The 25043-nt window shown below is 66.1% G+C and carries 16 protein-coding genes; 4 read left to right on the top strand and 12 right to left on the bottom strand.

The features are described from left to right. Window positions 1-9: 9 nt before the first annotated feature. On the bottom strand, window positions 10-2640 hold the full coding sequence (gene acnD, locus VAR608DRAFT_RS01355; protein ID WP_088952433.1) for a Fe/S-dependent 2-methylisocitrate dehydratase AcnD: 2631 nt from the start codon (window positions 2638-2640) through the stop codon (window positions 10-12). A gap of 6 nt (window positions 2641-2646) precedes the next feature. Continuing rightward, a complete protein-coding gene (prpC, locus tag VAR608DRAFT_RS01350) occupies window positions 2647-3804 on the bottom strand; it encodes a bifunctional 2-methylcitrate synthase/citrate synthase (protein ID WP_088952432.1) in 1158 nt (385 codons plus the stop codon). Window positions 3805-3942: 138 nt separating this feature from the next. Between prpC and VAR608DRAFT_RS01345 the strand changes: the two genes are divergently transcribed. Next, a complete protein-coding gene (locus VAR608DRAFT_RS01345; protein WP_088952431.1) occupies window positions 3943-5418 on the top strand; it encodes a short-chain fatty acyl-CoA regulator family protein in 1476 nt (491 codons plus the stop codon). Between the two features lie 522 nt (window positions 5419-5940). Then, window positions 5941-6678, top strand: coding sequence for an H-NS histone family protein (locus VAR608DRAFT_RS38210; protein ID WP_172843790.1), 738 nt, complete (start codon window positions 5941-5943; stop codon window positions 6676-6678). A gap of 123 nt (window positions 6679-6801) precedes the next feature. On the opposite strand, the gene VAR608DRAFT_RS01335 is transcribed toward VAR608DRAFT_RS38210, so the two are convergent. Continuing rightward, complete coding sequence (locus tag VAR608DRAFT_RS01335) at window positions 6802-7599, bottom strand: BBE domain-containing protein (protein WP_231973114.1); 798 nt, start codon at window positions 7597-7599, stop codon at window positions 6802-6804. A gap of 264 nt (window positions 7600-7863) precedes the next feature. Then, window positions 7864-8817, bottom strand: a complete 954-nt coding sequence (locus VAR608DRAFT_RS01330) for a LysR substrate-binding domain-containing protein (protein ID WP_331713017.1) — start codon at window positions 8815-8817, stop codon at window positions 7864-7866. Between the two features lie 53 nt (window positions 8818-8870). On the opposite strand from VAR608DRAFT_RS01330, the gene VAR608DRAFT_RS01325 reads away from it, so the two are divergent. Both VAR608DRAFT_RS01325 and VAR608DRAFT_RS01320 read left to right on the top strand, forming a co-directional pair. Then, window positions 8871-9803, top strand: a complete 933-nt coding sequence (locus VAR608DRAFT_RS01325) for a carbon-nitrogen hydrolase family protein (RefSeq protein WP_088952427.1) — start codon at window positions 8871-8873, stop codon at window positions 9801-9803. Then, window positions 9803-10555 (top strand): glutamine amidotransferase, encoded by a 753-nt coding sequence (locus VAR608DRAFT_RS01320; RefSeq protein ID WP_088952426.1) that lies wholly within the window; start codon window positions 9803-9805, stop codon window positions 10553-10555. Before VAR608DRAFT_RS01325 ends, VAR608DRAFT_RS01320 begins: the two co-directional genes overlap by 1 nt. Window positions 10556-10777: 222 nt before the next feature. Here VAR608DRAFT_RS01320 and VAR608DRAFT_RS01315 read toward each other — a convergent pair whose 3' ends face one another. From VAR608DRAFT_RS01315 to VAR608DRAFT_RS01280, 8 genes are all read right to left on the bottom strand, one after another. Further along, a complete protein-coding gene (locus VAR608DRAFT_RS01315; RefSeq protein ID WP_088952425.1) occupies window positions 10778-10999 on the bottom strand; it encodes a hypothetical protein in 222 nt (73 codons plus the stop codon). Continuing rightward, window positions 10996-11187, bottom strand: coding sequence for a hypothetical protein (locus tag VAR608DRAFT_RS01310; protein WP_088952424.1), 192 nt, complete (start codon window positions 11185-11187; stop codon window positions 10996-10998). The genes VAR608DRAFT_RS01315 and VAR608DRAFT_RS01310 overlap by 4 nt, the downstream gene beginning before the upstream one ends. A gap of 61 nt (window positions 11188-11248) precedes the next feature. Next, window positions 11249-11779: a hypothetical protein gene (locus VAR608DRAFT_RS01305; RefSeq protein ID WP_088952423.1), complete on the bottom strand. Its 531-nt coding sequence runs from the start codon at window positions 11777-11779 to the stop codon at window positions 11249-11251. 172 nt (window positions 11780-11951) lie between these two features. After that, the gene (locus VAR608DRAFT_RS37535) at window positions 11952-12251 is read right to left on the bottom strand and encodes a hypothetical protein (RefSeq protein WP_088952422.1); all 300 of its coding nucleotides are present in this window, start codon (window positions 12249-12251) and stop codon (window positions 11952-11954) included. A gap of 79 nt (window positions 12252-12330) precedes the next feature. Then, a complete protein-coding gene (locus VAR608DRAFT_RS01295; protein ID WP_172843789.1) occupies window positions 12331-14187 on the bottom strand; it encodes a sensor histidine kinase in 1857 nt (618 codons plus the stop codon). Between the two features lie 8 nt (window positions 14188-14195). Then, the gene (locus tag VAR608DRAFT_RS01290; protein ID WP_231973112.1) at window positions 14196-14867 is read right to left on the bottom strand and encodes a response regulator; all 672 of its coding nucleotides are present in this window, start codon (window positions 14865-14867) and stop codon (window positions 14196-14198) included. 74 nt (window positions 14868-14941) lie between these two features. Further along, window positions 14942-23038 carry a hemagglutinin repeat-containing protein gene (locus VAR608DRAFT_RS01285; protein ID WP_088952419.1) on the bottom strand — a complete coding sequence of 2699 codons (8097 nt, stop codon included), beginning with the start codon at window positions 23036-23038 and terminating at the stop codon, window positions 14942-14944. A gap of 19 nt (window positions 23039-23057) precedes the next feature. Further along, on the bottom strand, window positions 23058-24821 hold the full coding sequence (locus VAR608DRAFT_RS01280) for a ShlB/FhaC/HecB family hemolysin secretion/activation protein (protein ID WP_088952418.1): 1764 nt from the start codon (window positions 24819-24821) through the stop codon (window positions 23058-23060). Between the last annotated feature and the right edge of the window lie 222 nt (window positions 24822-25043).

Here is a 25043-nt window from a genome sequence, read left to right as displayed (position 1 = left end):
CGATTGTGGTCACGCGACGCACTCCTGTCCGGCCAGGAAGTCCTGCGCAAAGCGCTGCAGCACGCCGCCGGCCTCGTAGATCGAGACTTCCTCGGCCGTGTCGAGACGGCAGGTCACGGGCACATGCAGCGTCTCGCCGCTCTTGCGATGGATGACAAGGGCCAGACTCGCGCGCGGCGTGCGCTTGCCGATGACGTCGTAGGTCTCTGTGCCGTCGAGCCGGAGCGTCAGGCGGTTCGTGCCCGGCTTGAATTCCAGCGGCAGCACACCCATGCCGATGAGGTTGGTGCGGTGGATGCGCTCGAAGCCCTCGGCCACCACCGTTTCCACGCCGGCCAGGCGCACACCCTTGGCTGCCCAGTCGCGGCTCGATCCCTGGCCGTAGTCCGCGCCCGCGATCACGATGAGCGGCTGCCGGCGAACGAGATAGGTCTCGATCGCTTCCCACATGCGAACGACCTTGCCTTCCGGCTCGATACGGGCCAGCGAGCCCGCCTTCACGCTGCCGTCGGCGTTGCGCACCATCTCGTTCTTCAGCGTCGGGTTTGCGAAGGTCGCGCGCATCGCGGTCAGGTGGTCGCCGCGGTGGGTCGCGTACGAGTTGAAGTCCTCTTCGGGCAGGCCCATCCGGTGAAGGTATTCGCCGGCGGCGGAATTCATCAGGATGGCGTTGGACGGTGAGAGGTGGTCGGTCGTGATGTTGTCCGGCAGAAGCGCCAGCGGCCGCATGCCCTTGAGCGTGCGCGGATTGGCCGCGAGCGCGCCCACGCCATCAGTGTCCCAGTAGGGCGGGCGGCGGATGTAGGTGGATTGCGGCCGCCAGTCGTATTGCGGGCTTGCCCGCTCACCGTCATCCGCCCGGATCGCGAACATCGGCTCGTAGACCTGGCGGAAGTGATCGGGCCTGACGCTCGCAGCGACGATCGCGTCGATCTCCTCGTCGCTCGGCCAGATGTCCTTGAGGCGCACTTCCTTGCCTTGCGCATCGATGCCCAGCACATCCTGCTCGATGTCGAGCCGGATGGTGCCGGCAATCGCATAGGCCACCACCAACGGTGGCGAGGCCAGAAAGGCCTGCTTGGCATAGGGATGGATGCGCCCGTCGAAGTTGCGATTGCCCGACAGCACTGCCGTGGCGTAGAGGTCGCGATCGATGATCTCCTGCTGGATCTTCGGATCAAGCGCACCGCTCATGCCATTGCAGGTGGTGCACGCGAAAGCGACGATGCCGAAGCCGAGCTGCTCCAGCTCGCCGAGCAGATCCGCTTCCTTCAGATAAAGCTCCACCGCCTTCGAACCGGGCGCGAGCGACGTCTTGACCCAGGGCTTGCGCTTGAGGCCTCGCGCATTCGCATTGCGCGCCAACAGCGCTGCGGCGATCACGTTGCGCGGATTGCTCGTGTTGGTGCAACTCGTGATGGCCGCGATGATCACGGCCCCGTCGGGCATCAGGCCCTGCGCCTCTTGAGCACGGGCCTTGTCGAGGTCGACCGCGATGCCGCGCTCCTGCAGCGCGGAGGTCGGCAGCCGTCGGTGCGGATTCGAGGGCCCGGCCATGTTTCGCACGACGGCGGACAGGTCGAACTTCAGCACGCGCTCGTACTGCGCGCTCTCGAGCTCGCTGGCCCAGAAGCCGGCCGTCTTCGCGTAGTGCTCGACGAGCTTCACCTGCTCGTCGTCACGGCCGGTGAGCTTCAGGTAGTCGATCGTTTGCTGGTCGATGTAGAAGAGAGCAGCAGTCGCACCGTACTCCGGGCACATGTTGGAGATGGTGGCGCGGTCCCCGATGGTCAGGCCGCGCGCGCCCTCGCCGAAGAACTCCAGGTAGGCGCCGACAACCTTTTCATTGCGCAGGAACTCGGTGAGCGCGAGCACGATGTCGGTGGCGGTGATACCCGGCTGGCGCTGTCCGGTCAGCTCCACGCCCACGATGTCGGGCAGGCGCATCCACGACGCGCGGCCCAGCATGACGTTCTCCGCCTCCAGTCCACCTACACCCACGGCGATCACGCCCAGCGCATCGACATGCGGCGTGTGGCTGTCGGTGCCCACGCAGGTGTCGGGGAAGGCCACGCCGTCCTGTACGTAGACCACCGGCGACATCTTCTCCAGGTTGATCTGATGCATGATCCCGTTGCCTGCGGGGATCACGTCGACGTTGGCGAAGGCCCGCTTCGTCCATTCGATGAAGTGGAAGCGGTCTTCGTTTCGACGGTCCTCGATCGCGCGGTTCTTGGCGAAGGCGTCGGGGTCGAAGCCGCCGCACTCCACGGCCAGCGAGTGGTCCACGATGAGCTGCACCGGCACAACCGGATTCACCTGCGCCGGATCGCCGCCCTCGGCCGCGATCGCATCGCGCAAGCCCGCCAGGTCGACCAGCGCGGTCTGGCCCAGGATGTCGTGGCAGACCACGCGGACCGGAAACCACGGAAAGTCGCGGTCGCGCCGGCGTTCGATGATCTGCTGAAGGCACGCGTCGAGGATCGCCGGGTCGCAGCGGCGCACCAGGTTCTCGGCATGCACGCGCGCGGTGTAGGGCAGGGTAGCCCAGGCGCCGGGTCGAATGGCGTCTACCGCGGCCTTCGCGTCGAAGAACTCCAGCGTCGTGCCTGGTAACCGCTTTCTGTATTTCGTATTCATGGTTTCTTACCCGCGCTCGCCGATCGGCACGTACTTCAGGTCCTCGGGCCCGACATAGTTCGCGCTCGGGCGGATGATCTTGTTGTCCACGCGCTGCTCGATCACGTGCGCGGCCCAGCCGCTGGTGCGCGCAATCACGAACAGCGGCGTGAACATCGCCGTCGGCACGCCCATCATGTGGTAGCTCACCGCACTGAACCAGTCGAGGTTGGGGAACATCTTCTTGACCTCCCACATCACCGATTCCAGCCGCTCGGCGATGTCGAACATCTTGCGCGAGCCCGCCTCGTCGGACAGCCGCTTCGCGACCTCCTTGATCACCACGTTGCGCGGGTCGCTCACTGTGTAGACCGGATGGCCGAAGCCGATCACGACCTCCTTGGCCTCCACGCGGCTCCGGATGTCGGCCTCGGCCTCATCCGGGGTGTCGTAGCGTTTCTGGGTCTCGAAGGCCACCTCGTTCGCGCCGCCATGCTTTGGGCCGCGCAGCGCGCCGATCGCGCCGGCGATGGCCGAGTACATGTCGCTGCCGGTCCCCGCGATCACGCGTGCCGTGAAAGTGGAAGCGTTGAACTCATGCTCCGCGTACAGGTTCAGCGAGGTGTGCATCGCCCGCACCCAGGTGTCCGAAGGCTTCTCGCCATGCAGCAGATGAAGGAAGTGACCGCCGATGGAGTCGTCGTCCGTCTCCACGTCAATGCGCTTGCCCTGTGTGCTCCAGTGATACCAGTAGAGCAGCATCGAACCCAGCGAAGCCATCAGGCGGTCGGCGATGTCTCTTGCGCCAGGCAGGTTGTGGTCATCCTTCTCGGGCAGGATGCAGCCCAGCGCCGAGACGCCGGTGCGCATCACGTCCATCGGGTGCGCGCCGGCGGGCAGGCGCTCCAGCGCTTCCTTCACGCTCGCGGGCAGGCCGCGCATGGCGCGCAGCTTCGTCTTGTAGGCCCTGAGTTCGGCGCTCGTGGGCAGCTTGCCGTGCACCAGCAGGTGCGCGATCTCCTCGAATTCGCATACCTCGGCGATATCCAGGATGTCGTAGCCGCGGTAGTGCAGGTCGTTGCCCGTGCGGCCGACGGTGCATAGCGCGGTGTTGCCGGCGGTGACGCCTGAAAGGGCGACCGATTTTTTCGGCTTGAAGGATGCAGCGGAGGCTTGTGTCGTCATCGCGGGTTTCACTTTCATCAAATCCCAAGTTGTGTTTGCAATCTTCGCAATGGACAATCGCGTTGCCTAGGGCTGAAGTGGCGAAGAGTTGCGAAGCCCAAGGTGCCAATTTGCAATATTTGCGAAGATATAGCCACGATGCACAAGACCTACATGGGCGTGCGACTGAAGACCTTGCGCGAGCAGCGCGGGATCACGCAGGCCGCATTGGCGCAGGCCCTCAAGCTGTCGCCGAGCTACCTGAATCAGATCGAGAACAATCAGCGACCGCTCACGGTGCCGGTGCTGCTGCGGCTGCAATCGGCCATGGGTGTCGACCTGCAGTTCTTTTCCGAGGACGAAGAGGCACGGCTCATTTCGGAACTGCGCGAAGTGGTCGCCGAGGCCGGCGGGCAGGAGCCGGTTCCAATGTCGGAGGTACAGGCGCTGGTCGGACAGCTGCCCGCCATGGCACAAGTGCTGGTGCGCCTGCACCGGCGTTGCAGAACGGCCGAGGAACGCCTGACGCTACTGGCGGATGGCCTGGACGGCGATCGCAATCCCCAGCTCTCGATGGCACCCCTGCAGCCATACGAACAAGTGCGCGACTTCTTCTATGAACGGCACAACCACATGGCCGTGCTCGACGAACGAGCCGAGGAGCTCTTCGAGAGGCTGCATCGTGACGATGCCAGGGGGAAGGCACTGGACGATGTCGTCGCTGTGGGGGGCGATATGGTGCCCCTGCTCGAAAGACATCTGCTCGTGGTGCACGGAGTTGCAACGATCAACGCACGGCGTATCGGCAACGACGCCGATGTCGTGCGTGCATTCAGCCCGTCCAACCGTACCTTGAGCCTCTCGGCCGACATTGAGCCCGGGCAGCGTGCATTTCAGCTCGCGACCCAGATTGCGCGGCTCGATGCGGCGGATCTCATTGAATCGTTTGCCAATCACGAGAGCTTTGGGAGTGACGAGGCACGTGCGTTGGCGCGCATTGGTTTTGCCAGCTACTTCGCCGGTGCATTGCTCCTGCCTTATCGACGGTTCTTGGCAGAGGCCGAGGCCTTGCGCTATGACATCGAACTGCTCAGCCAGCAATTCAGGGTCAGCTTCGAGACCGTTTGCCACCGGCTCTCCACCATGCAACGACCCGACGCCAAAGGCATCCCGTTCTTCTTCGTGCGTGTCGATCGCGCCGGCAACATCTCCAAGCGCCAGTCGGCCACTGACTTCCATTTTTCGCGAACGGGCGGTACCTGTCCGCTCTGGAATGTGTACGAGGCCTTCGCACAGCCGGGCAAGATTCTGACGCAGCTGGCGCGCATGCCGGATGGGCGCACTTACCTCTGGATTGCGCGCTGCATTTCGCGCCAGCGCGGAGGATTCGGCGCTTCTGGCCGCACGTTCGCGGTTGCATTGGGATGCGATGTGCGGCATGCCCACCGCCTCGTCTACGCCACGGGACTCGATCTGAACGATGCCAATGCCGCGACACCCATCGGCGCGGGCTGCAAGATCTGCGATCGGGAAAACTGCGCTCAGCGCGCATTCCCGGCTGTGGGCCGGGAACTGCACGTCAATGAAAATCTCCGCCAATTCGCTCCATATGCTAGTGCCCCGCTTCCGACGTAAGTAGACCGTCGAGGCGACTTCGTTCCAGGCCAGGCCTTCTTGGGGTCGGGCGCTTGGGCGCTTGTCCCCAATGGGGGGAGCGGCTGTTCACCGAGCACGGCCACATGCGTCTGATGGCACTGAAGTTCGTCAGCCCCTATCGGCTGTCAGGGAAACCAGGGCCCAAACATTCGCTTCGTGTCGGTCAAGAGCCGGCAGCGGCAATCCCAGCGGAGCGAGCCTCGGGTGCGACAGGGGGTCGGCGACAGCTGCGATCCGCGCTTTGCCGGGGCCTCGTCGCGAACGCACCTGCGGGCGTCTGGGCCTTCGAGCAGACGAGCGCCCCGCGATTGGATGCGCGTGAGCCGGCCTTTGGTCCTGCAATAATCGCGCGACCAGAACTTGCATGAATGAATTCAGATTCGCAGACTCTTTTGCTGCTATTCGGCTCTGCCTTCAGCGTGTTCGTCTGGCGTATCGCTCCGGCCGTTCTTCTCTTGACGGCGGGTGATGACTCCTTCAACTTCAAACGTTCCAGACTCAATGACGAAGTCCTACGCGCAACTCAAAGCCACCATCGCCAAACTCGAAAAAGAAGCTGCCGCGCTCCGCGCAGCTGAAACGACCAAGGTCGTTGCGCAAATCAGGGAATCGATTGCCACATTTGGCCTGACGGTCGAACAGATCTTTGGCCGTGGCGCCAAGGCGTTGAAGGCAGTCGCCGGCAAGGCCCTCGACGGCGCCAAGGCAGTGCGCAAGGGCGCAGGTGTTCCCAAGTACCGGCACCCGAAGACAGGCAAGACCTGGACGGGCTTCGGCAAGGCGCCGGGTTGGATTGCCTCGGCTCGCAACCGTGACAAGTTCCTCATTGACCAATCGGGTGTCGTTGCAGCACCTGCGGCCAAAGAGGCCGTGGCGCCTGTCGTGCCGGCGGCGAAGAAGGCGGCCCGGAAGGCCCGCGCAGTTGCTACGCCGGTGAAGACGTCGATTCGTGCCAAGAAGGTTGCTGCCAAGGTTGCCGAAGTCGCAGCTCCCGAAGCAAAGGTTGAAAAGCCGGTCGCGAAGAAGGCCGCAGCAAAGAAGAGTGCTCCTTCGAAGAAGGCCGCACCGGCCAAGAAGGCAAGCGCTGCCCCCAAGGCCTCAAAGGCTCCCAGGGCTGCTGCGAAGGCTCCCAACAAGACTGCCGCCAAGACCCGCAGCCCGCGCACGACCGCGAAGGCTGCGGCGCCTGTTGTGACAGCCGCCACACCTGAGGCTGCTGAGACGGCTGCAGCGGCCTGATGACTCGGTCGGGCTGATTCGGCCGAAGAGATCACCCAAAGACGGGCAGCTCTGCGGCCCGTTTCGCTCGGCGCAGGTCCCCGGAGCGTGGGCCTTGGGCCCACGCGTCGCGCGTGACAGGAATCAGGCCGTCGGCCGGACGTTCTGATTGAGGCGGAAGAAATTGGTCGGGTCGTATTTGTTCTTCAGTTCGACGAGCCGCGCATAGTTCTCGCCATAAGCGGCGCGCACCCGGTCCTCGCCTTCATCGCCGAGATTGTTGGCGTAGACGCCGCCCGTCGAATAGGGGCTGACAGCGCTCCACAGGTCGCGGGCCCAATGGATGTTGGCCTGGTCGTCCGCGGGGCTGTCCCAGATCGCCAGCGGGAAGCAGTCGTAGAGCGCGTCGCGGTTCTCATAGGGGGACTCGGAGGAAGGGATGCGGGCGATCGCACCGCCAACCTGCTGGAAGACCAGCAGCGCGGACGGTGAAGGGGCCTTGGCATAGATCTCCAAAAGCGCGTCGATTGCACCGTCGCTGATCTCGCGGAGGAACTGGGCTTTCCAGTAATAGCGGCGGCCGCGCGGAAAGAGACTGTCGCCGGCGGACTGAATCTGCAGGTAGGGGCGGGCAGCGATGCCGCTGTCGATGGGCGAGCCGAACTTCAAGAGCGGATCGAGGGCGTCCTTGCCGGCTTCGGGACGGCCGATGTAGCAGGCGGAAATGCTGAAGGCTCGTTCGCCCGTTGGAAGGGTGACGAGGCCTGCGTCGACGCTGAGTTCATCGGCGGCCCGGCGGCAGAACTCATGATAGAACTTGATCGCACCACGGGCATGGTCGTAGCGGTGAAGGACGGAGCCGACCAGCAGATCAGGGCCTACGCTGTGAAGCCGATATTCAAATGCCGTGACGATGCCGAAATTGCCGCCTCCACCGCGCAAGCCCCAGAACAGGTCGGGATGTTCGGAATCCGCTGTCGCTGCCAGGTTATGGCTTCTACGTCGTCTCGATGCCTCACAGTTCGCAGGCCGCGACGATTGAGCTGTTCTCGACTTGGATGAGATCCGTGATTTGAGCGGAAATCGCTCCGCTGAAGCGGGACGAGCGACCTGAAAAGAGTCTTCCCTTCAGATACCTGCATCGGCCCGCCAAGCCTGAACGGTGCCCCGTGCATGCCCGTGATTCTGATCCTCATGGGTTGCCAACTATCGTTCGTGTGCCAGGTGCTCTTGGCAAATCTCGTCCACGATCGTCCTGAACTTTGCGATGACCTCGTCGCGCCGTGCATCGCGACGCCATGCCATCTCAACCGAGAAGCGAGGCAACGCCAATGGGCACTCCGCGTAGCGGAGGCCACAGCGCCTTGCCAAGGCGAGCGCCGCGTGCCGAGGCAGGGTGCAGACGCAATCCGACCCCGCAAGAAGGTGCGGCAGCGCGGCAAAGTGGGTGGTCGAAGCCCTGATCTTGCGCGTGAGCCCTTGGGCCTTCAAAGCATCGTCAACCACGCCGACGAAACCGCCGGAGGACACCAGGATGTGCTCACGGCTCAAGTACTCGTCGAGCTCGAGTCGTGCAAGACCGCCTCGACTCCCATCCAGAACACAGGCGTAGTCGCCGGTTCCAAGGCCTTGCCTGCTCAGTAGCCGCGAAGCACCGCCGCCTGCGGTGACGGCCAAGTCGAGCTCCCGGTCTACGAGTTGATCGCTCACGATCAGGCTGTGGGTCTGGCGCAGCACCAAACGCAGCGAAGGAAGCCGGCGCCGCGCCCCTTCGATCAAGGTGGCCCCGATCGCAATCTCGAAGTCATCGGAAAGGCCGACGACGAGCATGCGCATCGCTTGTGTCGAGTCATCTGCGCTCGCCAGCGCCAAGCTCTGTCGGCACTTGTCCAAGGCCTGAGCGATGACCGGGCGCAGCTCGTGGGCCAGAAGCGTGGGACGCAACCCCCGCCCCGTCCGCTCGAACAGGCGGTTGCCGTAGAGCCTCCTCATGCGGCCGAGTGCAGCGCTGACAGCCGACTGAGTCAGTCCGAGACGAACTGCAGCACGACCGGCACCACCTTCCTCGAAGAGCGCCTCGAAAACCTTCAGCAGATTGAGGTCCATCCGCTCGAAATCAATTTCATTCATCTCAAAAAGAGAGAAACAATATTGATTCATGATGCCGCGAATGCCACCATCGACGCAACCAAATCAAACGTCGGAGTACCCCCGTGCCCCAAACCATCGTCGCCGCGCTTCAGATCGGCGCCTCTCCCGAGGGAAAGGCCGCAACCCTGCGCAGCATCCTTGCCTTCGGCCCACGGATCAAGGAGACAGGCGCTCGCCTGGTCGTATTGCCAGAGGCACTCCTGGGCGGCTACCCGAAGGGGGAGACCTTTGGCACGTATCTTGGGTATCGGACGCCCGAAGGACGGCAGGCGTACGAGCGCTACTTCGAGAATGCGATCGATGTGCCCGGACCGGAAACCGCCGAACTGGCCACGCTGTCCCGAGAAACCGGGGCACATCTGGTCATCGGGGTGATTGAGCGTGGGGGGAGCACGCTCTATTGCACCGCCTTGTTCTTCTCCCCGGATGAAGGGCTGGTTGCAAAACACCGAAAGCTGATGCCAACCGGCACCGAGCGGCTGATCTGGGGTCAGGGGGACGGCTCGACGCTGCCTGTTGTCGATTCCCCGGCGGGCAAGCTCGGCACTGCCATCTGCTGGGAGAACCATTTGCCTCTTCTGCGTGCAGCCATGTACGCGAAAGGTGTCCAGGTCTGGTGTGCGCCCACGGTCGATGAGCGCGATGTATGGCTGGCATCCATGCGCCACATCGCGCATGAGGGTCGAATGTTCCTCATCAGCGCTTGCCAGGTCCAGCCGTCACCCAAAGCCTTGGGCATAGAGGTTCCTCAATGGGATTCGGAGCGCCCGCTCATCCAGGGCAACAGCGTCATCGTTGGCCCGCTGGGCGATGTGATTGCCGGACCTCTGCGGAACGAGACGGGTCTCCTGGTTGCCAGGATCGACCTGGATGAGCTGGTGCGGGCGCGCTACGACTTCGATGTCGTCGGCCACTACTCGCGCTCCGACGTCTTCTCGCTGTCGGTTGACGAGCGTGCGAAGAAGCCGGTGAACTTCTTGCGCGAGACACTTTGATGAAGCCATTGCTCGTCCTGCAGATGGGACATCCGCCCGAGGGCGTTCGACAAAGGGTCGCAGAACAGCCGGATTGGATAAAGAAGGCACTCGCGACCACCGGCGCAGCGGTGCGCGTGGTTCGCCCGTTCGATGGTGAGCCTCTGCCCGGCGCGCACGCGTGCGCTGGAGCCATCGTGACCGGTTCGTGGTCCAACGTCACCGACCATGAGGACTGGAGCGAGCGAACGGCCCAGTGGCTCCGTGCAGCTCGCGCCGACGGCTTGCCACTCTTTGGCATCTGCTACGGCCATCAACTGATGTCCTACGCGTTTGGTGGTGTCGTCGACTATCACCCCAAGGGCAGGGAAATCGGGCAATACGAACTCTCGCTCGTGGAGGGCCATGAAGAGGACGTTCTTCTCAAGGACCTGCCCCCGCACTTCAGGGTCAACTTGACCCACGAACAGACCGTCCTGGAGCCGCCCAAGGGAGCACGGGTTCTGGGCAGGACAAGCCATGACCCACATCAAATCCTGCACTATGGTGGCGATGTTTGGTCGGTACAGTTCCATCCAGAATTCACACCGGACATCCTGGTCGCCTGCATAGAGTTGCGCGCGGAGAAGCTGAGGGCAGAGGGGTGGGACGTGGCCTCGCTGCTTTCAAATATCCATCCGACGGAATTGGCGGCCTCACTGTTGCAACGGTTTGCCCAGCGTGTTCGACAAGCCGAGCGTGAGGCGTCGTCTGTCGAATCATTCCTTGGATGAACAAGAAAATCTTGGTGTTGGGCATGGTTGGCATTGGTGCCGAAAACGGGGCGTGGCCGCATCATTCAAACGACGACCATGCGATCCAGACCAGAGAGGCGCACCGGAAGACCCGTGCTGACTTTACGCCCCGTTGGAGCGTTCCGGCGGCGCTGCGTGAATCGAGGTGGTACCGCTGGGAGGGGCGCGTCACGTTGCGCGAAGGTGCCGGCTGCCGCAGTCTCAGGCCTTGACGCGGACGATTTCCACGGGCCCGATACCTGAATAGACCGTCTGGCCCGTCGTCAGCGCGACGACCGTCCAGCGATCACCCGGGGTGATCTTGTAGTCGCTTGGCTCGAATGCAAGCTCGATGTCCTCATAAACGCCTTGCCCGAGCCATGAAGGCGTTCGAAGCACAGCGGCGGAGCGTTCGGTGGCGAATAGGTCGAGGGTCTCGCTCATGGGCACCTCGGCGCGCAGACGAGGTGGTTCTTGCCGAGAAAGCGCTTCGAGGTCATGGTTGTGCGCAGTACGAATTTGCCGCACTTGAAGCACGACATCATGGATTCGGCGCGAGGGGTGGTGATGATGGAGCCTGGCGACTTCTTGACATAGCGCAGGCCATCCTGGGAGAGCTGGGTGTCGGACATAGGGGGCTATATTTTACCCGGGGGTGCTTGCGCGGCGGCCGCGGAAGGGCGGGCCGCCATGCTACCCACCGTCGCGCTTGCGCTTCGACCCGAGGGCGGCCAGCCGGGCCAGAGCGAGCCTGGCAGGGGACGTCCTCACGATGGGCTTGTCTCGGTAGATCGCCCGCTGCTCTTCAAGCGCCGCCCGCAAGGCCGCAAGGTTCGCCTCGCTGTACGACCACACGCCTGAGACGACATGTGCTCCCAGCGTCAGGGGCTTGACCACGATGTTTACGGCGCCGATGCGCTCCATTGCCTCGGCGCGGGATGCCGCCTGCTCCGCGGGCCGGCCGACCGCGTCGATCGGGCGCGCGAACGCGAAGCTGATGGCCTGGATCTGCGGGAAGTGTTCGGTGACGTACGCGCAGAACTCGTAGAGGAGGAGACGGCCCGCGTGGCGACGCTCATCCAAGAAGACCTGGGTTGGCGCGAACGCCTCGAGGTGGATTTCCGTGCCGTCCTTCAAGACCGAGACCGGATCCAGCGTTCCGAGAAGAGTCTTCCCTTCAAATACCTGCATCGGCCCGCCAAGCCTGAACGGCGCGCCGTGCATCCCCGTGAGTCTGATCCTCGTGGGTGTCATGAAAATCGCGCGAGCGACCCTTGCAATCTGCGTAGGGCACTCGCCAGTTCTCCCTGCTTCCTGATGATGGGGTCACTCTATCGCGCCAAAAGACCACTCCAGCGGGGAGCCTCCGAATTCGACGATGTACCCACGTCAGAATTCACGAAAGTCCGAACGTTGCGAGGGCGTCTGCGCTGCTCCGCGATAGACCGAGCGACCGGCAGGTCGAGCGCCGCCCCATGCTGCTGAGGACCAAACAGTGGGGCGTCCGTGTCATTTCGACGTTCGTCAGCCCGAAGGGCTCCAGCACTTCGCGGTAGAAGCGGCTTTCGAGCAGTTGCTGCGTTTCGACGGCCAGGGAGTTGACGTCGCCGACGTTGGAGACGATGTCCGCAGCCGCCATCGGGCTTTTCGTCGAAACGGGTGCCCGCTGGGCGGAGATTCCTTCGAGCCCGATCATGTCAAGCTCCTTTCATGTGATGGCCGCCCGGCGAGCCTTCGTCATCGCTTCGGATGACGGGGCGGGCGGGGAAAATGATTCAGACGGCCAGGCGCACTTCGATCGGGCAGCGCAGCATCAGCACGGTGCCCGCAGCGCCGGATTGGATCTCCAACGCGCCGCGAAGCCGCGACGCGCGCACCTTCATGTTGCGCAGGCCCATGCCGGCGAGGGCGCCAGCGGATGCGGTCGATTCGCTCGCAAAGCCACGGCCATTGTCGCGGATCGACAAGACCAGTTCGCCCTGGCGGGCTTCGATGCCGATGCCCACCTGCGTGGCGCGGCTGTGCTTGATGACGTTCGCGAGCCCCTCCTGCACCACGCGCAGGAAGTCGAGGCCGCGCTTGCCGCCCAGCCGGCAGCCGTGCAGGCCTTCGAGCGTCCATCGGCATTCGATGTCCGCCGCCTCCAGCAGCCGCGTACAGCGGTGGCGAAGCGGCGCCAGGCGCTCCGCGAGGTCGTCGTCGTCGTCGAAGGTGGAGCTTTCGATGATCAGGCGCAGGTCGTCGTTGACCTCGCGCAGCGCCCAGAGCGCCACGCCGTCCTGCGCGTCCTCGCTGTTGCCGAGGGTGTTGATGTGGCTGCTCAGGGTCATGCCCAGGCCGTCGTGCAGGTCGCGCACCAGGTTCAGGCGCTCGGCCAGGCGCGTCTGTTCCAGTTCGGCCTCGTGCTGGCGGCGCAGGACTTCGGCGAGCTCGCGGGTGGCCCGCGCGACGCGCTGCTGCAGTTCGACGTTGAAGTTCTCGACCAGCCGCATGCCCTTGACCATGCGCCATGTCAGCGTGAACGCGATGCCCAGCATCGTCGCGCTGGCCGACAGCGTGGCGTAGTAGATGCCGCCAGGCAGCCATTCGAAGAACACCAGCGTGTCGTGCACCCCGGCGGCCACCGGGATCAGGAGGCAGAGCGAGAGGACCGCCGCTTCCGTGCGCCGCGACCGGATCGCGTTGCGCACGATCAGCGCAATGGCGGCGAAGTAGGTGGCCAGCGTCAGCAGCACTGTGGCATTGCGCAAGGGGCCCTGCACCGACGACGGCGAGAGCACCAGCGTCGCGAGCGCGGCGGCCGTGAAGGCAAGCGCCGCGCGATGCGCCGCCTTGTGCGTGATCTCGCCGTAGGTCAGCGCGAACATCAGGAAGGCTCCGACGCTCGCGAACATCGCCAGGTGATTGAAGCGCTGGAAAGCCTCGGTGCTGCCGAAGGGCCACGGGCTGACCGCGACGTTGTTGTACGAGTAGAGCGCCCACAGCAGCGTGAACAGGCTGAACCAGCCATAGGGCACTTCCCGGCGGCGGAAGAGCCAGAACATGCCATAGAGCACACCCATGCCCAGCGTGAGCCCGATCCCGAGGATCTGCATCGTGCGGCGCGTGAGGTCGGCCTCGCGGTACAGCGCGCGCACCGCGTGCGGCTCGCCGAGCGTCACGGCGCCGAGTGACGGCTGGTAGGTCGCGAGGCCCGAGACGCGCACCAGCAGCTCGTTCGTGCCGGGGCGCAGCAGCGGCGCGTCGAGTGTCCAGTAGCGCGGCAGGTTCCACGAGCGCGAGAGCGGCTCGACCAGCTCGCTGTCGCCGCCGATCAGGCTGCCGTTCAGGTACACCGCGCCGGCCATGTTGATGTATTCGATCATCAGGCCGGTGGATCGCGGCAGAACCACGTCGGCGGGTTCGTCCCATCGCAGGCGGTACCAGACAACGCCGTCGAAGCCGGGCCAGCGGGCGGTCCAGCTGTCGGGCAGCGTCACCGGCGTCCAGCCTTCAGGGGGCGGCGATGCGGCGTCCCACGCGGAGCGCGCGGCTTCGACCTGCAGCCGCGGCGCCTGCGCAGCGGCAGTCGACGGGACGAGGAAGAAAGCGAGGAGGGCGAGCCAGGCGAACCAGGAGAACAGCGCGCCCACCCGCAAGTTCAGGGCAAGAGGCCCTGCGTCCGGGCGCTGTAGACGGCACCGGCACGCGACCGCACGGCGAGCTTGCGGTAGATGTTCTTGGCGTGGCATTCGACGGTGTTGATCGAGAGGGTCAGGCTTCGGGCGATCTCGCGATTGCTGTGGCCCTGCGCGACCAGTCGCAGCACATCCATCTCGCGCTCGCTCAGTTCAGCGGTTGCCGCCGGAACCGGCGCTTGGGCGATGGTAACAAGAGCGGGTGACGCGGGCTGCGGCGCGGCCACGAGCTTGAGGATGCGCCGGGCGATCACAGGGTCGATCGGCGCGCCACCGCGCTGCATGCTGCAAAGGGACAGTTCGAGCTCGGTGTCGCTGCCGTTCTTCAGCAGGTAGCCCACCGCGCCGCTGCGGATCGCCTGCAGCACGGTGGCGTCGTCGCCGAGGCTGGAGACGACCACCACATCGACTTCGGGCGCGTGCGCCTGCATCCACGGCAGGAGTTCGAGCCCGCTGCCGTCGGGCAGGCCGACGTCGAGCAGGGCGAGGTCGTACTTCGCGCTGGCGAGCCGTTCGCGCGCCTCGGCCAGCGATCCGGCCATGGCGCAGCGCGCGCGAGGCGCGGCCGCAGCGGCCACGCGCGCGAGGCGCGCGCGGACGGCGTGGTCGTCGTCGACGATCAGGATGTCTTCCACGGTCAGTTCCGGCTTGTCATGGGTGAATCCTTCATTGTCGTCGCAGCCCCGCCGGCCCTGTCCGCGTCCGCCGGCTACTTCGAGCCGGCCGTGCCCTGCTTGATCACGACACCGCCCGCGCCGCCGTCGATCGTGGTGGCCTGCGAGCTGCTGCTCTTCTGGTTGTCCACGTAGACGTCCACGATGCCGCTGCCCTTCTGCTGCTGGTTGGGCGACACCGGCGCCTTGGCCGCGGTCGTTGCCGGCGCCGGTGCGGGCGAAGGCGCCGTCGTGGGCGTAGGCGGCGGCGGGGTCGACGGCGGCTTGCTCGCGCCGGTCTTGCCGCCGGTCGTGCTCGCTGGCTTCGGCGCCGGTGCGGGACTCGAAGTGCCTGTCTTCTTCTTTTCCGGCGTCAGGCTCGAACCCGAAGCCGACGCCGAGAAGTCCACGGTCTGCGAACTCGAGGTGCTCTTCGCCTCCTTCTGCACGAAGCTGCCGCTGGCATCGGCGGTCACGCCATTGGCCGCCTTCACCTGCGTGCCTTCGAGCGTGGTGTTGCCGCCCGAGGAGAGCTTGATCGAGCCGCCGCTCGTGATGCCGCCGCCGGTCGCGGTGTCGCTGTTCGACTTGGACGTGCCGACACCGAGCGATGCCGAGCCGCTGCGTTCGTCCATGGTCTCTCCGCCGGTCTTCTTTCCGTCCGAGCCGCGTGTGCCGCCCACGTTCTCCTTCTTGCCGCCGGATGCCGAGCCGGACACATCGACGCTCACCGAGCTGCTGCTTTGCACGTTGTGCGCGGCATTGAAGTTGAGCGCGCCACCGGCGCTCACCGAGACATCGCCCTGCTGGCTGGAGATCTGCGTGCCGGTAAAGCTCGCATCGCCGCCGCTCTTGATCGTCAGCGGGCCGCTGCCGCTCGTGATGCTGCCGGCCACGTCCTCGCTCTGGCTGCTCTTCGAACCCGAATAGCCCACGCCCGCGCTGCCCGAGCCGCCGGACTTGCCGGCCGTCACGCCGACGTCGACGCCCACCTCCTGGCTGCCCGACGACGCCGTGTTCTTCGCGGCCGCGAAGTCGACCTTGCCGCCGGCGTCGATGCTCGCTGCGCCGCCGGCCGAGAGGTTCGTGCCTTCGAGGCGCGTGTCGCCCGTGGTCTTCACCGACAGGTTGCCGCCGGCCTGGATGCCGCCGACCACCGCGGCGCTCGAACTGCTGCTGCCGTTGCTGCCGTCGTAGTTGACGCCGGCGCTGGCTTCCTTCTTGACGAGGTCGACGCTCACCGAACCGCCCGCGCTGGTGCTCTTCGAGCTGGAACTGCTGGTGTTCTGCGCAGCCTTGTAGTCGAGCGACGAGGCTTCGAGCGACACGTCCTTGCCCGCGGAGATCTGCGTGCCTTCGAGCGTGGTCGTGCCGCTCGACTTGCTGTTCACGCTGCCGCCCATCTTGATCGTGGAGACCACGGCGGTGCTGCTGCTGGACTGGTCGGACGAGTTGTCGTACTGGTAGCTCGCGCGGATGCCGCCGCCGACGCTCTTGTCCTTCTGGGTTGGCTTGCTGGCGCCGGGGCCCACCGACGCATCCGCCGAAGCGCTGGCGCCGACTTCGCCATAGCCGCCGAGCTTGGCGGTGTTCGTCGTGCTGCTGGACGAGCTGTAGGTGGTGTCGGCCGCAGCCGTGCTGGTGATCGTCTTGGCGGACTGGTTGAGGTTGCCCGCACCCTCGATCTGCGTGCCCTGGTCGCTGATGCTGTTGGTCGCCGTGCGGTTGATGTTGCCGCCCGAGGAAAGACTGGACGTGACGGCGTGGGTCGAGCCGTCGACGCTGCTGGTCTTCGTGTTCGAGCCGTACAGGCCCGCCTCGACCGACGCCGACGCAGAGCCTTGCGCGCCGGCCTGGGCACCGAGCGCCGCGTTCGCGCTGGCGCTGCCGCTGGCGCTGGCCTGGCCGGTGACGTAGATCCCCGCCGTCGTGGTGTTGCTGGTGGTGCTTACCTGATGCACGTCGTTCACGGCCTTGAAGCTCATGTCGGTGGCGTTGAGGTTCATGTCGCCGCCCGACTTCATGCTCGATCCCTCGAGAGCGAGCGTGCCGGTGGCGTTCACGTTGAGGTTGCCGCCGGCATTGATGGCCGAGCCCTGGTGCGTGGTGTCAAGCGTGTCGGCGGTCGTCTTGGTGTGCTGCGCGAAGTCGAGGTGGTTCTCGCTCGTCGCCGATACATCGGCGCTGGCCTGCGCGCCCGCGCTCGGCGTGCCCTTGCCGCCGGCCGCCTGCGCGCTCGCGCCCGCATCGCCTGCAATCTTGTTGTCCGTGCTCGCCATGAGGCCGACGCTCGTCGTCGTAGTCGTGGTACTCGAGGTCGACTTGTCCTCGGCCGCGAGCAGGTTGACGTTCTGCGCGTTGACGGTGGCCGTGCCGCCCGCATTGATGCTCGAACCCTGCAGGTTCACGTCCTTCGACGCGTTCACCGTGAGGTCGCCGCCAAAGTCGAGACTGGAGCCGACGTGCTTGAGGTCGGTGGTGTTCGTGGTGGTGGTGGTGGTCGAGCTGAAGGCCAGGCCCGCGGCGCCGGTTCCGCTTGCGCCGGCCGAGGCCTCGGCCGAGGCGGAAGCCCTTCCGCGGGCCGAGGACGCATCGGCCGACGCATCGGCGCTCGCCGATCCCTTGCCCGACGCGCTGACCTGCATCACGCCGGTGGATTTCGTCGTCGTGTTCGTCTCGTCGTAGTTGCGACCGGCCAGCACGTTGAGGTTGGTGGCGTTGATGTCGCCCTTGCCCTTCACGTTGAGATCCGAGCCCTGCACCGTCATGTCCCTGCCGGCGGTGAAGCTGGCGTCGCCGCCGACCTGCAGGCTGCTGCCGACGTTGCGCACCGAGAGGCTGTCGGTCGTCGTCGTGGTGGAGCCGTAGAGCGAATTGTTCATGCCGAAGCCGCTCGCCTTGCTCTCGGTGTGCGTCGTCGTGCTGTTCTCGCGCGCGATGATGTTGAGATCGCCGCCTGCCTTCAAGTCCGCGTTGCCGCCGACTTTGGCGTCGGTGCCGGCCAGCGTGATGTTCTTGCCGGCGTCCACGCTCATGTTGCCGCCGACGGTCAGGCCCGACGTGAGCTGTTCGACCGTCGTGGTCGTGGTCGAGGTTCCGCCGCTGCCGTGGTCGGCCTTGTATTCACCGACGGTGGTGTTGGTGGTCTTCTTCTCGATCGTGTCGAAGGTGACGTTGCCGCCGGCCTTGAGGCTTGCGTCGGTGCCGGCGGCCATCGTGGCGCCGATGTTCGTGATGTCCTTGGCGGCATCCAGCGTCAGCGTGCCGGTGGATTCGATGCCTGCGTTCTTGCCGACGACCGTGTTGTAGAACTGGTCGTTCCCGCTGCCGCTGCTGGCCGTCTTGTTGACGATGCTGCCTTCGGTCGACGTGAGGCTCAGGTCGCCGCCCTTGATCGTGCCCGAGAGATTCGTGATGTCGCCGGTGGAGGCGATCACCAGCGACTTGCCGCCGACGATCGTGCCGCCAGTGTTGGTCAGCGAGGTCAGGTTGAGGTTCGCGTCCTGTGCCGAGATCACCGCGCCGGTGGCGATGGTGTTCTTGGTGCTTTGCGCGAGGTAGACCACCGGCGCCAGCACCACCTTGCCATCGACCTCCGTCTGCACCATCCAGACGATGTCGTGCTTGAGCGCCGCCTGCTGCTCGGGCGTGAGCGCCTTGCCGAATTGCAGACCCAGTGCCTGGCTGTCCTGAGCAGCGTTTTCCATCAGGCCCTGCATCTGCGTGCCGGCGCTCTGGTAGCTGGCCAGCAGCGTGTTGCCGGTCTGCGCGATCAGCTGCTGCTTGACGAGATAGGCCTCGTAGCTCGCATCGCCGAGGCGTTGGCCGATCTGGTCGGGGTTGTAGCCCAGGAGCTTGGCCAGATAGTCGGAGCCCACCGTGGCCGAGCCCGCCATGTACAGCGGGTTCGACTCCACCAGGTAGAGTGCACCCGGCGTCTTGACGGTCACGAAATACCCGTTCGGGTTCGTCGGCAGCGTGACATTGATGCCGCCGAAGGAAAGCCCGGCCACGCCGTCGGCGGCGTTGGCGGCCAGGAAGCTGCGCCCGGCCGCCAGCGTCGCGCTGCCGGCGCCAGCGAAGGCGCTGCCGCCCACGGCCGAGACGCCGCCAGACGTCGACGCGAGGTCCTGCGGCGTGAGCCCATTGCCGCTACCGGTCTTCGCGACATTGACCGCTTGCGCATCGCCGGCGCGGGCGACCTGGATCGTGCTGTCGTCCGCGGCCACCCCGGTCGAGCCGTTGTTGTAGAGCGCGAAGCCGCCGGCCGTCAGTGAGCGCGCGTAGACGCCGGCGCCGATCGATGAGATGACGTCGGCGCCGGTCTGCGACTGGCCCCGTGCGATCGCATCCGATTGCGAAAGGACGGTGCTGTTGCCGGTATAGCAGTCGTCGCCGCTGGCGCAGTGGCCTTGGTACCAGCCGGTGTCGTTGTAGGTAGCGGAAGCGCCGACCAGCGCCTGCCAGTGGATGTAGTAGAAGTACTGGCTCTGGTAGTACTGCCGGTTCAGTGCGAGGTCGTCGTTGATGAAGCGCGCGCCGGTGGCCGTGCCGACGAGGTTGACCGTGTCGGCCGAGACCACGCCGCCGATGTTGTCGAACTGGTAGAAGTTCGCGTTGAGCGTGCGGCCGGCCGACAAAAGAGGCTTCACGCCGGGCGCCACGCCGCTCGCGTACTGCTGGTACATCGTCCAGCTGTCGGTGTAGTCCCAGCGCTCGCGGTAGCCATTGCCGCCGTCCCATTTCTGGTGGTCGTCCTGGGTGGTGGTGCGCGGACCGGTCACCCAGGTGCGGTCGTCGCCGCCGTAGACCACGTTCTGGATATAGGTTGCATTGACCGTCAGGTCGGTGCCGGCGTTGACGGCGCTCTGGTTGACGAGGGTCTTGGCATTGAGCGTGATCGCGCCATCGGAGTCGATCGAACCCACGTATGCGGTGCGAGTGCCCGTGTTGGTCAGAGTGCCCTGCAACGCGTTCGCGACGAGCGCGGTGCCGCCATAGAGCGCACCGGCGTTGGTGAAGTCGCCTTTGGACGCGGTCGCCGTCAGCGTGCCCAGCGCGGCGATGCCGCCGGTCGCGCCGTTGGTGATCTGCGGCGCGGTGAGATTCAGGTCGCCACCCGAGAAGAGCAGGCCGTTGTTGGTCAATGCGTTATCCACGTTCACGGTGGCGCTGCCGCCACCTTGCGCAGCCAGCACGCGCGCGGTGCTCGCGGTGTCGCCCGCAAGCTGCAACGATGACGCGTGCAGGGTCATGTCGCCGCTCGAGGCGAGCACCGCGTCCTTCTGGAGATCGATGGTCCCCACGTCGATGTCCACCGTGTTGCCGCTGGCGGATCGGCCCTGCGCGACGGCGAGCGTCGAGCCGGCGCCGCCCTTGACGCTCAACGCGCCCGCGCTTTGCAGTGCGCCGCCGATGTTGGCGGTGTAGTCGTTGCTGCCTTGCGCCCGGATCGCCAGGTCGCCCGCGGCGAGGACGTCGCCGGTGCCGCTCAGGCCGCCGGTGCCAAGCGCCAAGGTGAGCCCGCCCTGCGATTGCAGTGTGCCGTCATTGGCGATGGTGGAGGCCGACACCGTGCCCGCGCCTGCCGTTGCGGCGCCGGACGCCACGCCCATCGTCAACACGCCGGTGCTTTCGTTGGTGAGCGTGCCGTTCGCGGTCACCGTGCTGTCGGCAGCGCTGCCGCCTTGAATGATGCCGGCGTTGTCGATGCTGGCTGCGTGGATGTCGAGGCGGTCGCCCAACAGCTTGCCGCCGTTCTTGTTGAGCAGATCGGTGGACGCGGCGGCGATGGCGCCGTCCGCGATCAATTGGCCGCTGTTATCCAATGTCTCGGTCGCACCGCCGCTCGCGTCGGCGAGGTCGAGCACGCCGGCGGCGTGGATCTTCCCGCTGTTGGCGATGGCGCCGGAGGCGCGGACTATCGTGTCCCCGGCCGATGCGCTGATGGTTCCGTCGTTGGTGAGACCCTGTGCGGCTTTCAGCGCGACGCCGGCACCGCTGAGTGTGGCAGCGGTGCCGTTGCCCAGTGTTGTGCCGCTGATGAGGGAAAGCGTCCCTCCGGCCTGCAGCACCGCTGCGTCGCTGTTGTTCAGCGCGCCGCTGGTGATCGCCGAAAGGTCGCCCGCGGCCACCAGTACGTGACGGTTGTCGAGCGTGGCTGCGCTCAGTGCCACTGCACCAGCCGACTGCATCGTGCCGGCATTGCTCAGTGCACCGGTCACGTCGACGTGGTCCACGCCGCCGGCCTGCTGCGATAGCAGCCAGGTGCCTGCGTTATCCAGCGTGCCCGCGGCGACGGTGGTCCCGGTGGCGGCCTGGATCCAGCCGGCTGCGCTGTTGGCGAGTGAGCTAGCTTGCAAGTTCACCGCGCCGGCCGCGAGTAGGTCCCCGCTGTTGCTCAGCTGTTGCGACGCATTGCCACCGTGGCCGGTCACGATGATGTCCTGTGCGGCGCGCACGCTGCCGCTGTTGTCGAGCGTGCCATCCACACGCAGGGTTGCGGTGCCGGTCACGGCGATCACCTTGCCGCTGTTGTCCAGGCTTGCCGCATCGATGGTGTTGGCGCTGCCGGCCTGCATCCATCCGCTGTTGCCGATCGTCGCGGCTCGCGTGGACATCGTCTGCCCGGCCAGCAAGATGCCGGTGTTGTCGAGCGACTGGCTCGCGCCCCCCGTCGCGTCGGCGATGTCGAGGTTCTGGCCCGCGTTGATCGTGCCGCTGTTGGCGATCTGCGATCCGGCGCGCAGCGTGACGCTGCCCTGGTCCGCGCTCACCACGCCGGAGTTGGTCAAGCCTGTCTGGGCGTCGATGCTGATCTGGCCACCGGTGCTTTGCACGGCCTGGCCGTCGCCGCCGCCAATGGACACCGCGCCGGTGCTGGCGAGGTTCATGTCGCCGGTCGAGCGCACGGCTGCTGCGCCGAGCACGAGATCGCCCGCCGTCGCGTTGGCGGAGAGGGTGCCGCCCGCCTGCAGCTGCGTGCCCTGGCCGGCTTCGATGCGTGTGCCGCTGGCCTTCAGGTCCGCACCCGCGATGAGGGTGCTGGCGTTGATGCCGAGCGCGCCCTGGTCCGCGGTGACGGTGATGCTGCGTCCGGCGGCGGCCGTCGCGCCGGTCAGCGCGACCGCGGCCGCGTCGTTGCTCGTGCTCGCGATCATCACGTCGCGCTGCGCCGAGATCTTGTTGCTCAGCTCCACGCGACCCGCGGCCGTCAGCGTGAAGTCGTCGGCGCTGGCCGCCGCGTCGCCCAGCATGCGCACGCCCACGCCGGCCTCGGTCGCGGTCAGCTTGATGCGGTTGGCATACATGCCGCCGAGCGCCGAACTGTCGATGGCATAGGCGGGCGCTGTGCCCTGCGCGGCCACGCTGCCGGTGATGGCACGCGTGCCGTAGTCCCACTGGTTCGTGCCGGTCGTGACGCCCAGGTCCTGCGCGTTGATCGCGCCTTCGATGCGCACCGAGCGCGTCACGAGGTCCAGCACCTGCTGCGCGGTGGCATTCAGGCCGGTGCCGGTGACGAGGATGTCGCCCTGGCTCACGTTGAAGCCGCCGAGGCTGCCGTCCGCGCGCATGAAGGGCAGGCCGGTGCTGAGCGTCACGCGGTCGGTGTTGATGAAACCGCAGCCCGAACAGGTGATGCCGTAGGGGTTGGCGAGCACCACGTCCGCCTTGCGGCCCAGCACCTCGGTGAAGCCCGCCAGCGTGCTGCGGTTGTTCGACACCACCTCGTTGAGGATCACGCTCGCGGTGCTGGCGGTGTTCTGGTTGGCCATGATCTGGCCGGCGAGCTGCGAGCTGTACGAGATCTGCTGCGTGGTCGTGTTGTTGAGCACCAGCCCGCTCGTGTTCACGTTGAACTGCTGGTAGCGGTTGTGCGACAGGCCCGCCGAATTCGGATTGGCGATGTTCACCACCGTGACGCCGTTGCCGGAGACGTAGGCGTTGGTCTGCTGGCCCGGTGCAACGACCACCGAGGGGGTGGCCTGCGCATGGGCGATGCCGGTGCCGAGCACTGCGGCGAGGGCGGCCGCAATGGAGACGGCGACGGGGCGCGCGGACTGGCTGCTCTTGCCGCGACCGCGCACGGTTTCCGCGACGGCGACCCAGGCGCGAACGGCGTTGTTCCAGACGATGCGATAGACGTGGTTCATGGCGATTCCTTGGGTCGGCTCACAGGGCGTACGAGAGGCGGACGCTGTAGATCGTCCCTTCGCGTGTCATCGATGAAGGCAGGTGCGCGGCGCGTGAGGCGAAGAGGTCCACGCTCAGGCCGCGCAGCAGAACGGCGACACCGAGCGTGACGCCGGACATGGAGCCCGAAGGCACGCCGGCCGGGCGGTTGTCGACGCTGCCGAAGTCGTAGCCCGCGTAGACGCGGCCCGACACCGGCTCGCCGCCGATGGCGGTGTGCCAGGGCAGCGAGACGTCGTTTCGCCAGAACCAGCCGTTGTCGCCGCTCAGCGTGTTGACCATCGAGCCGCGCACCGAGCTCGCGCCGCCGATCAGGATCTGCTGCGAGCCGTAGAGCGTGTCGTTCGCGTACTGGCCGCTGAACTGGCTGGACCACAGCAGCGGCTGGCTGCCGGCCTCGAACCGGCGGTTGAAGCCCAGGTCGAGCGTGAACTTGCCGAACTGCGCGTGCGGCTTGTCGCCGGGCAGGTAGGCCGGATCCTCGAGCGCGCCGAGGATGCGCAGGCCGCGCACATAGGCGAGCCGGCCGTTGACGATGCCGCCCGCCGCTTGCGTGAAGCCCGTGCCACCGAGATCGAGGGTGGTCAGCTTGCGGCTGCTCACGTCGAGGAACTCGCCGCCGAGGAAATTGCGGGTGTCCTGTGCGGTCAGGCGCGTGCCCAGAGAGAAGCGGCTGGCCTGGTCGCGAAAGATGACGCGATCCGCACCAAGGCTTTGCGTCGAGGTGGTGCCTGACGAGGTCAGCTTGTTGCCGCTCGGCAGGGCCAGCGTGTTGACGTAGTTGCTCTCGCTGACGTCGAGGCTGAAGGTGTTGTAGCCATAGGGCACGACGGCGCGCAGCGCGGTGTTGTCGGAGTTGTGCTCGCTGTCGTGCGGCACCGACTGGCGGCGCGTGATCGCGATGAGCTCGTTCAGGCCCAGCAGGCTGTCGAAGCTCAGCGTCGCCGATGCGTTGTCGCGGCCGGTGGCGGGCGTGCCGAGGTTGTCGTAGGTCGCGAACAGGCTCACCGGCAGCGTCGACTGGTTGTGCACCACCACCACGCTCTGGCCCGGCTGGGTGCCCGGCTGCACGTCAAGCGTGGCCGAGTTCGATGTCAGGCTGTTGATCTGGTCGATGCCCTGCTCGAGGTCACGCAGGTTGAGCCGGTCGCCCGGCCGCGCCGGGAACGCGCCGGGAATCGACACCTTGGCATTGCGGCCCGACTGCTGCAGGTCGAAGCGCTCGATGGTGCCTTCGATCACCGTGATCTCGAGCACGCCGGTGCGCAGGTCCTGCGCCGGCAGGTAGGCGCGGGTGGTGATGTAGCCGCGGTCGATGTAGCTCTTGGTCAGCGTCGCGAGGATCGCTTCGAGGTCCTTCGCGGCGAGGCAGCGGCCGGCGTTGTCCTGCACGACCTCCCGGCGCACGTAGTCCGGCAGCAGGTCGGCGCCGTGGATGCGGATCTCGCGGATGTCGCGGCAGGGCACGCCGAGATCCGGCACGGTGACCTGCGGCTGCATCGAGCGCAGGTCGGCGCCGCCGCGCGGGGCCTGCTGCTGGAGCGCGCGCTCCTGTTCTTCGCGCAGGCGCTCCTGCTGCTGGCGTTGGATGATCTGGTTCTGGCGGTCGAGGGCGCCTGGATCGACCTGGGCCTCGGCCGAGAGGCCGAGCAGCAGGGTCGGCAGCGCCAGCACGGGGGCCAGATGTAACCGGGCAGACGGACGGCGGCCGTCCGCAGACGGCGGGGGAAAGGCAAAAGGCATGTTCGCGGGCTCAGGAAACGAATCTGTCCCGCATGTGGAATGCTGCCCGTCGGGGCGAGGGATCAGGTCGGGTTAGGCGCGCGGACTTTTACATATTTTTGCAATTGTGAAAATCACGGATTCCGGTGACTCGGGCGAAAAAGTTCGCAGCCTGAAGGGAGGGAGGTCGGCAACCACCGCCAGAATCGTCTGCAGTCGATCGGCTTCGCGCATCGTCATCGT

The sequence above is a fragment of the Variovorax sp. HW608 genome, from assembly GCF_900090195.1.
Lineage (GTDB): Bacteria > Pseudomonadota > Gammaproteobacteria > Burkholderiales > Burkholderiaceae_C > Variovorax.
Note: the sequence above shows the minus strand (reverse complement) of the source record. Positions and strands in the feature narration are given on the sequence as shown.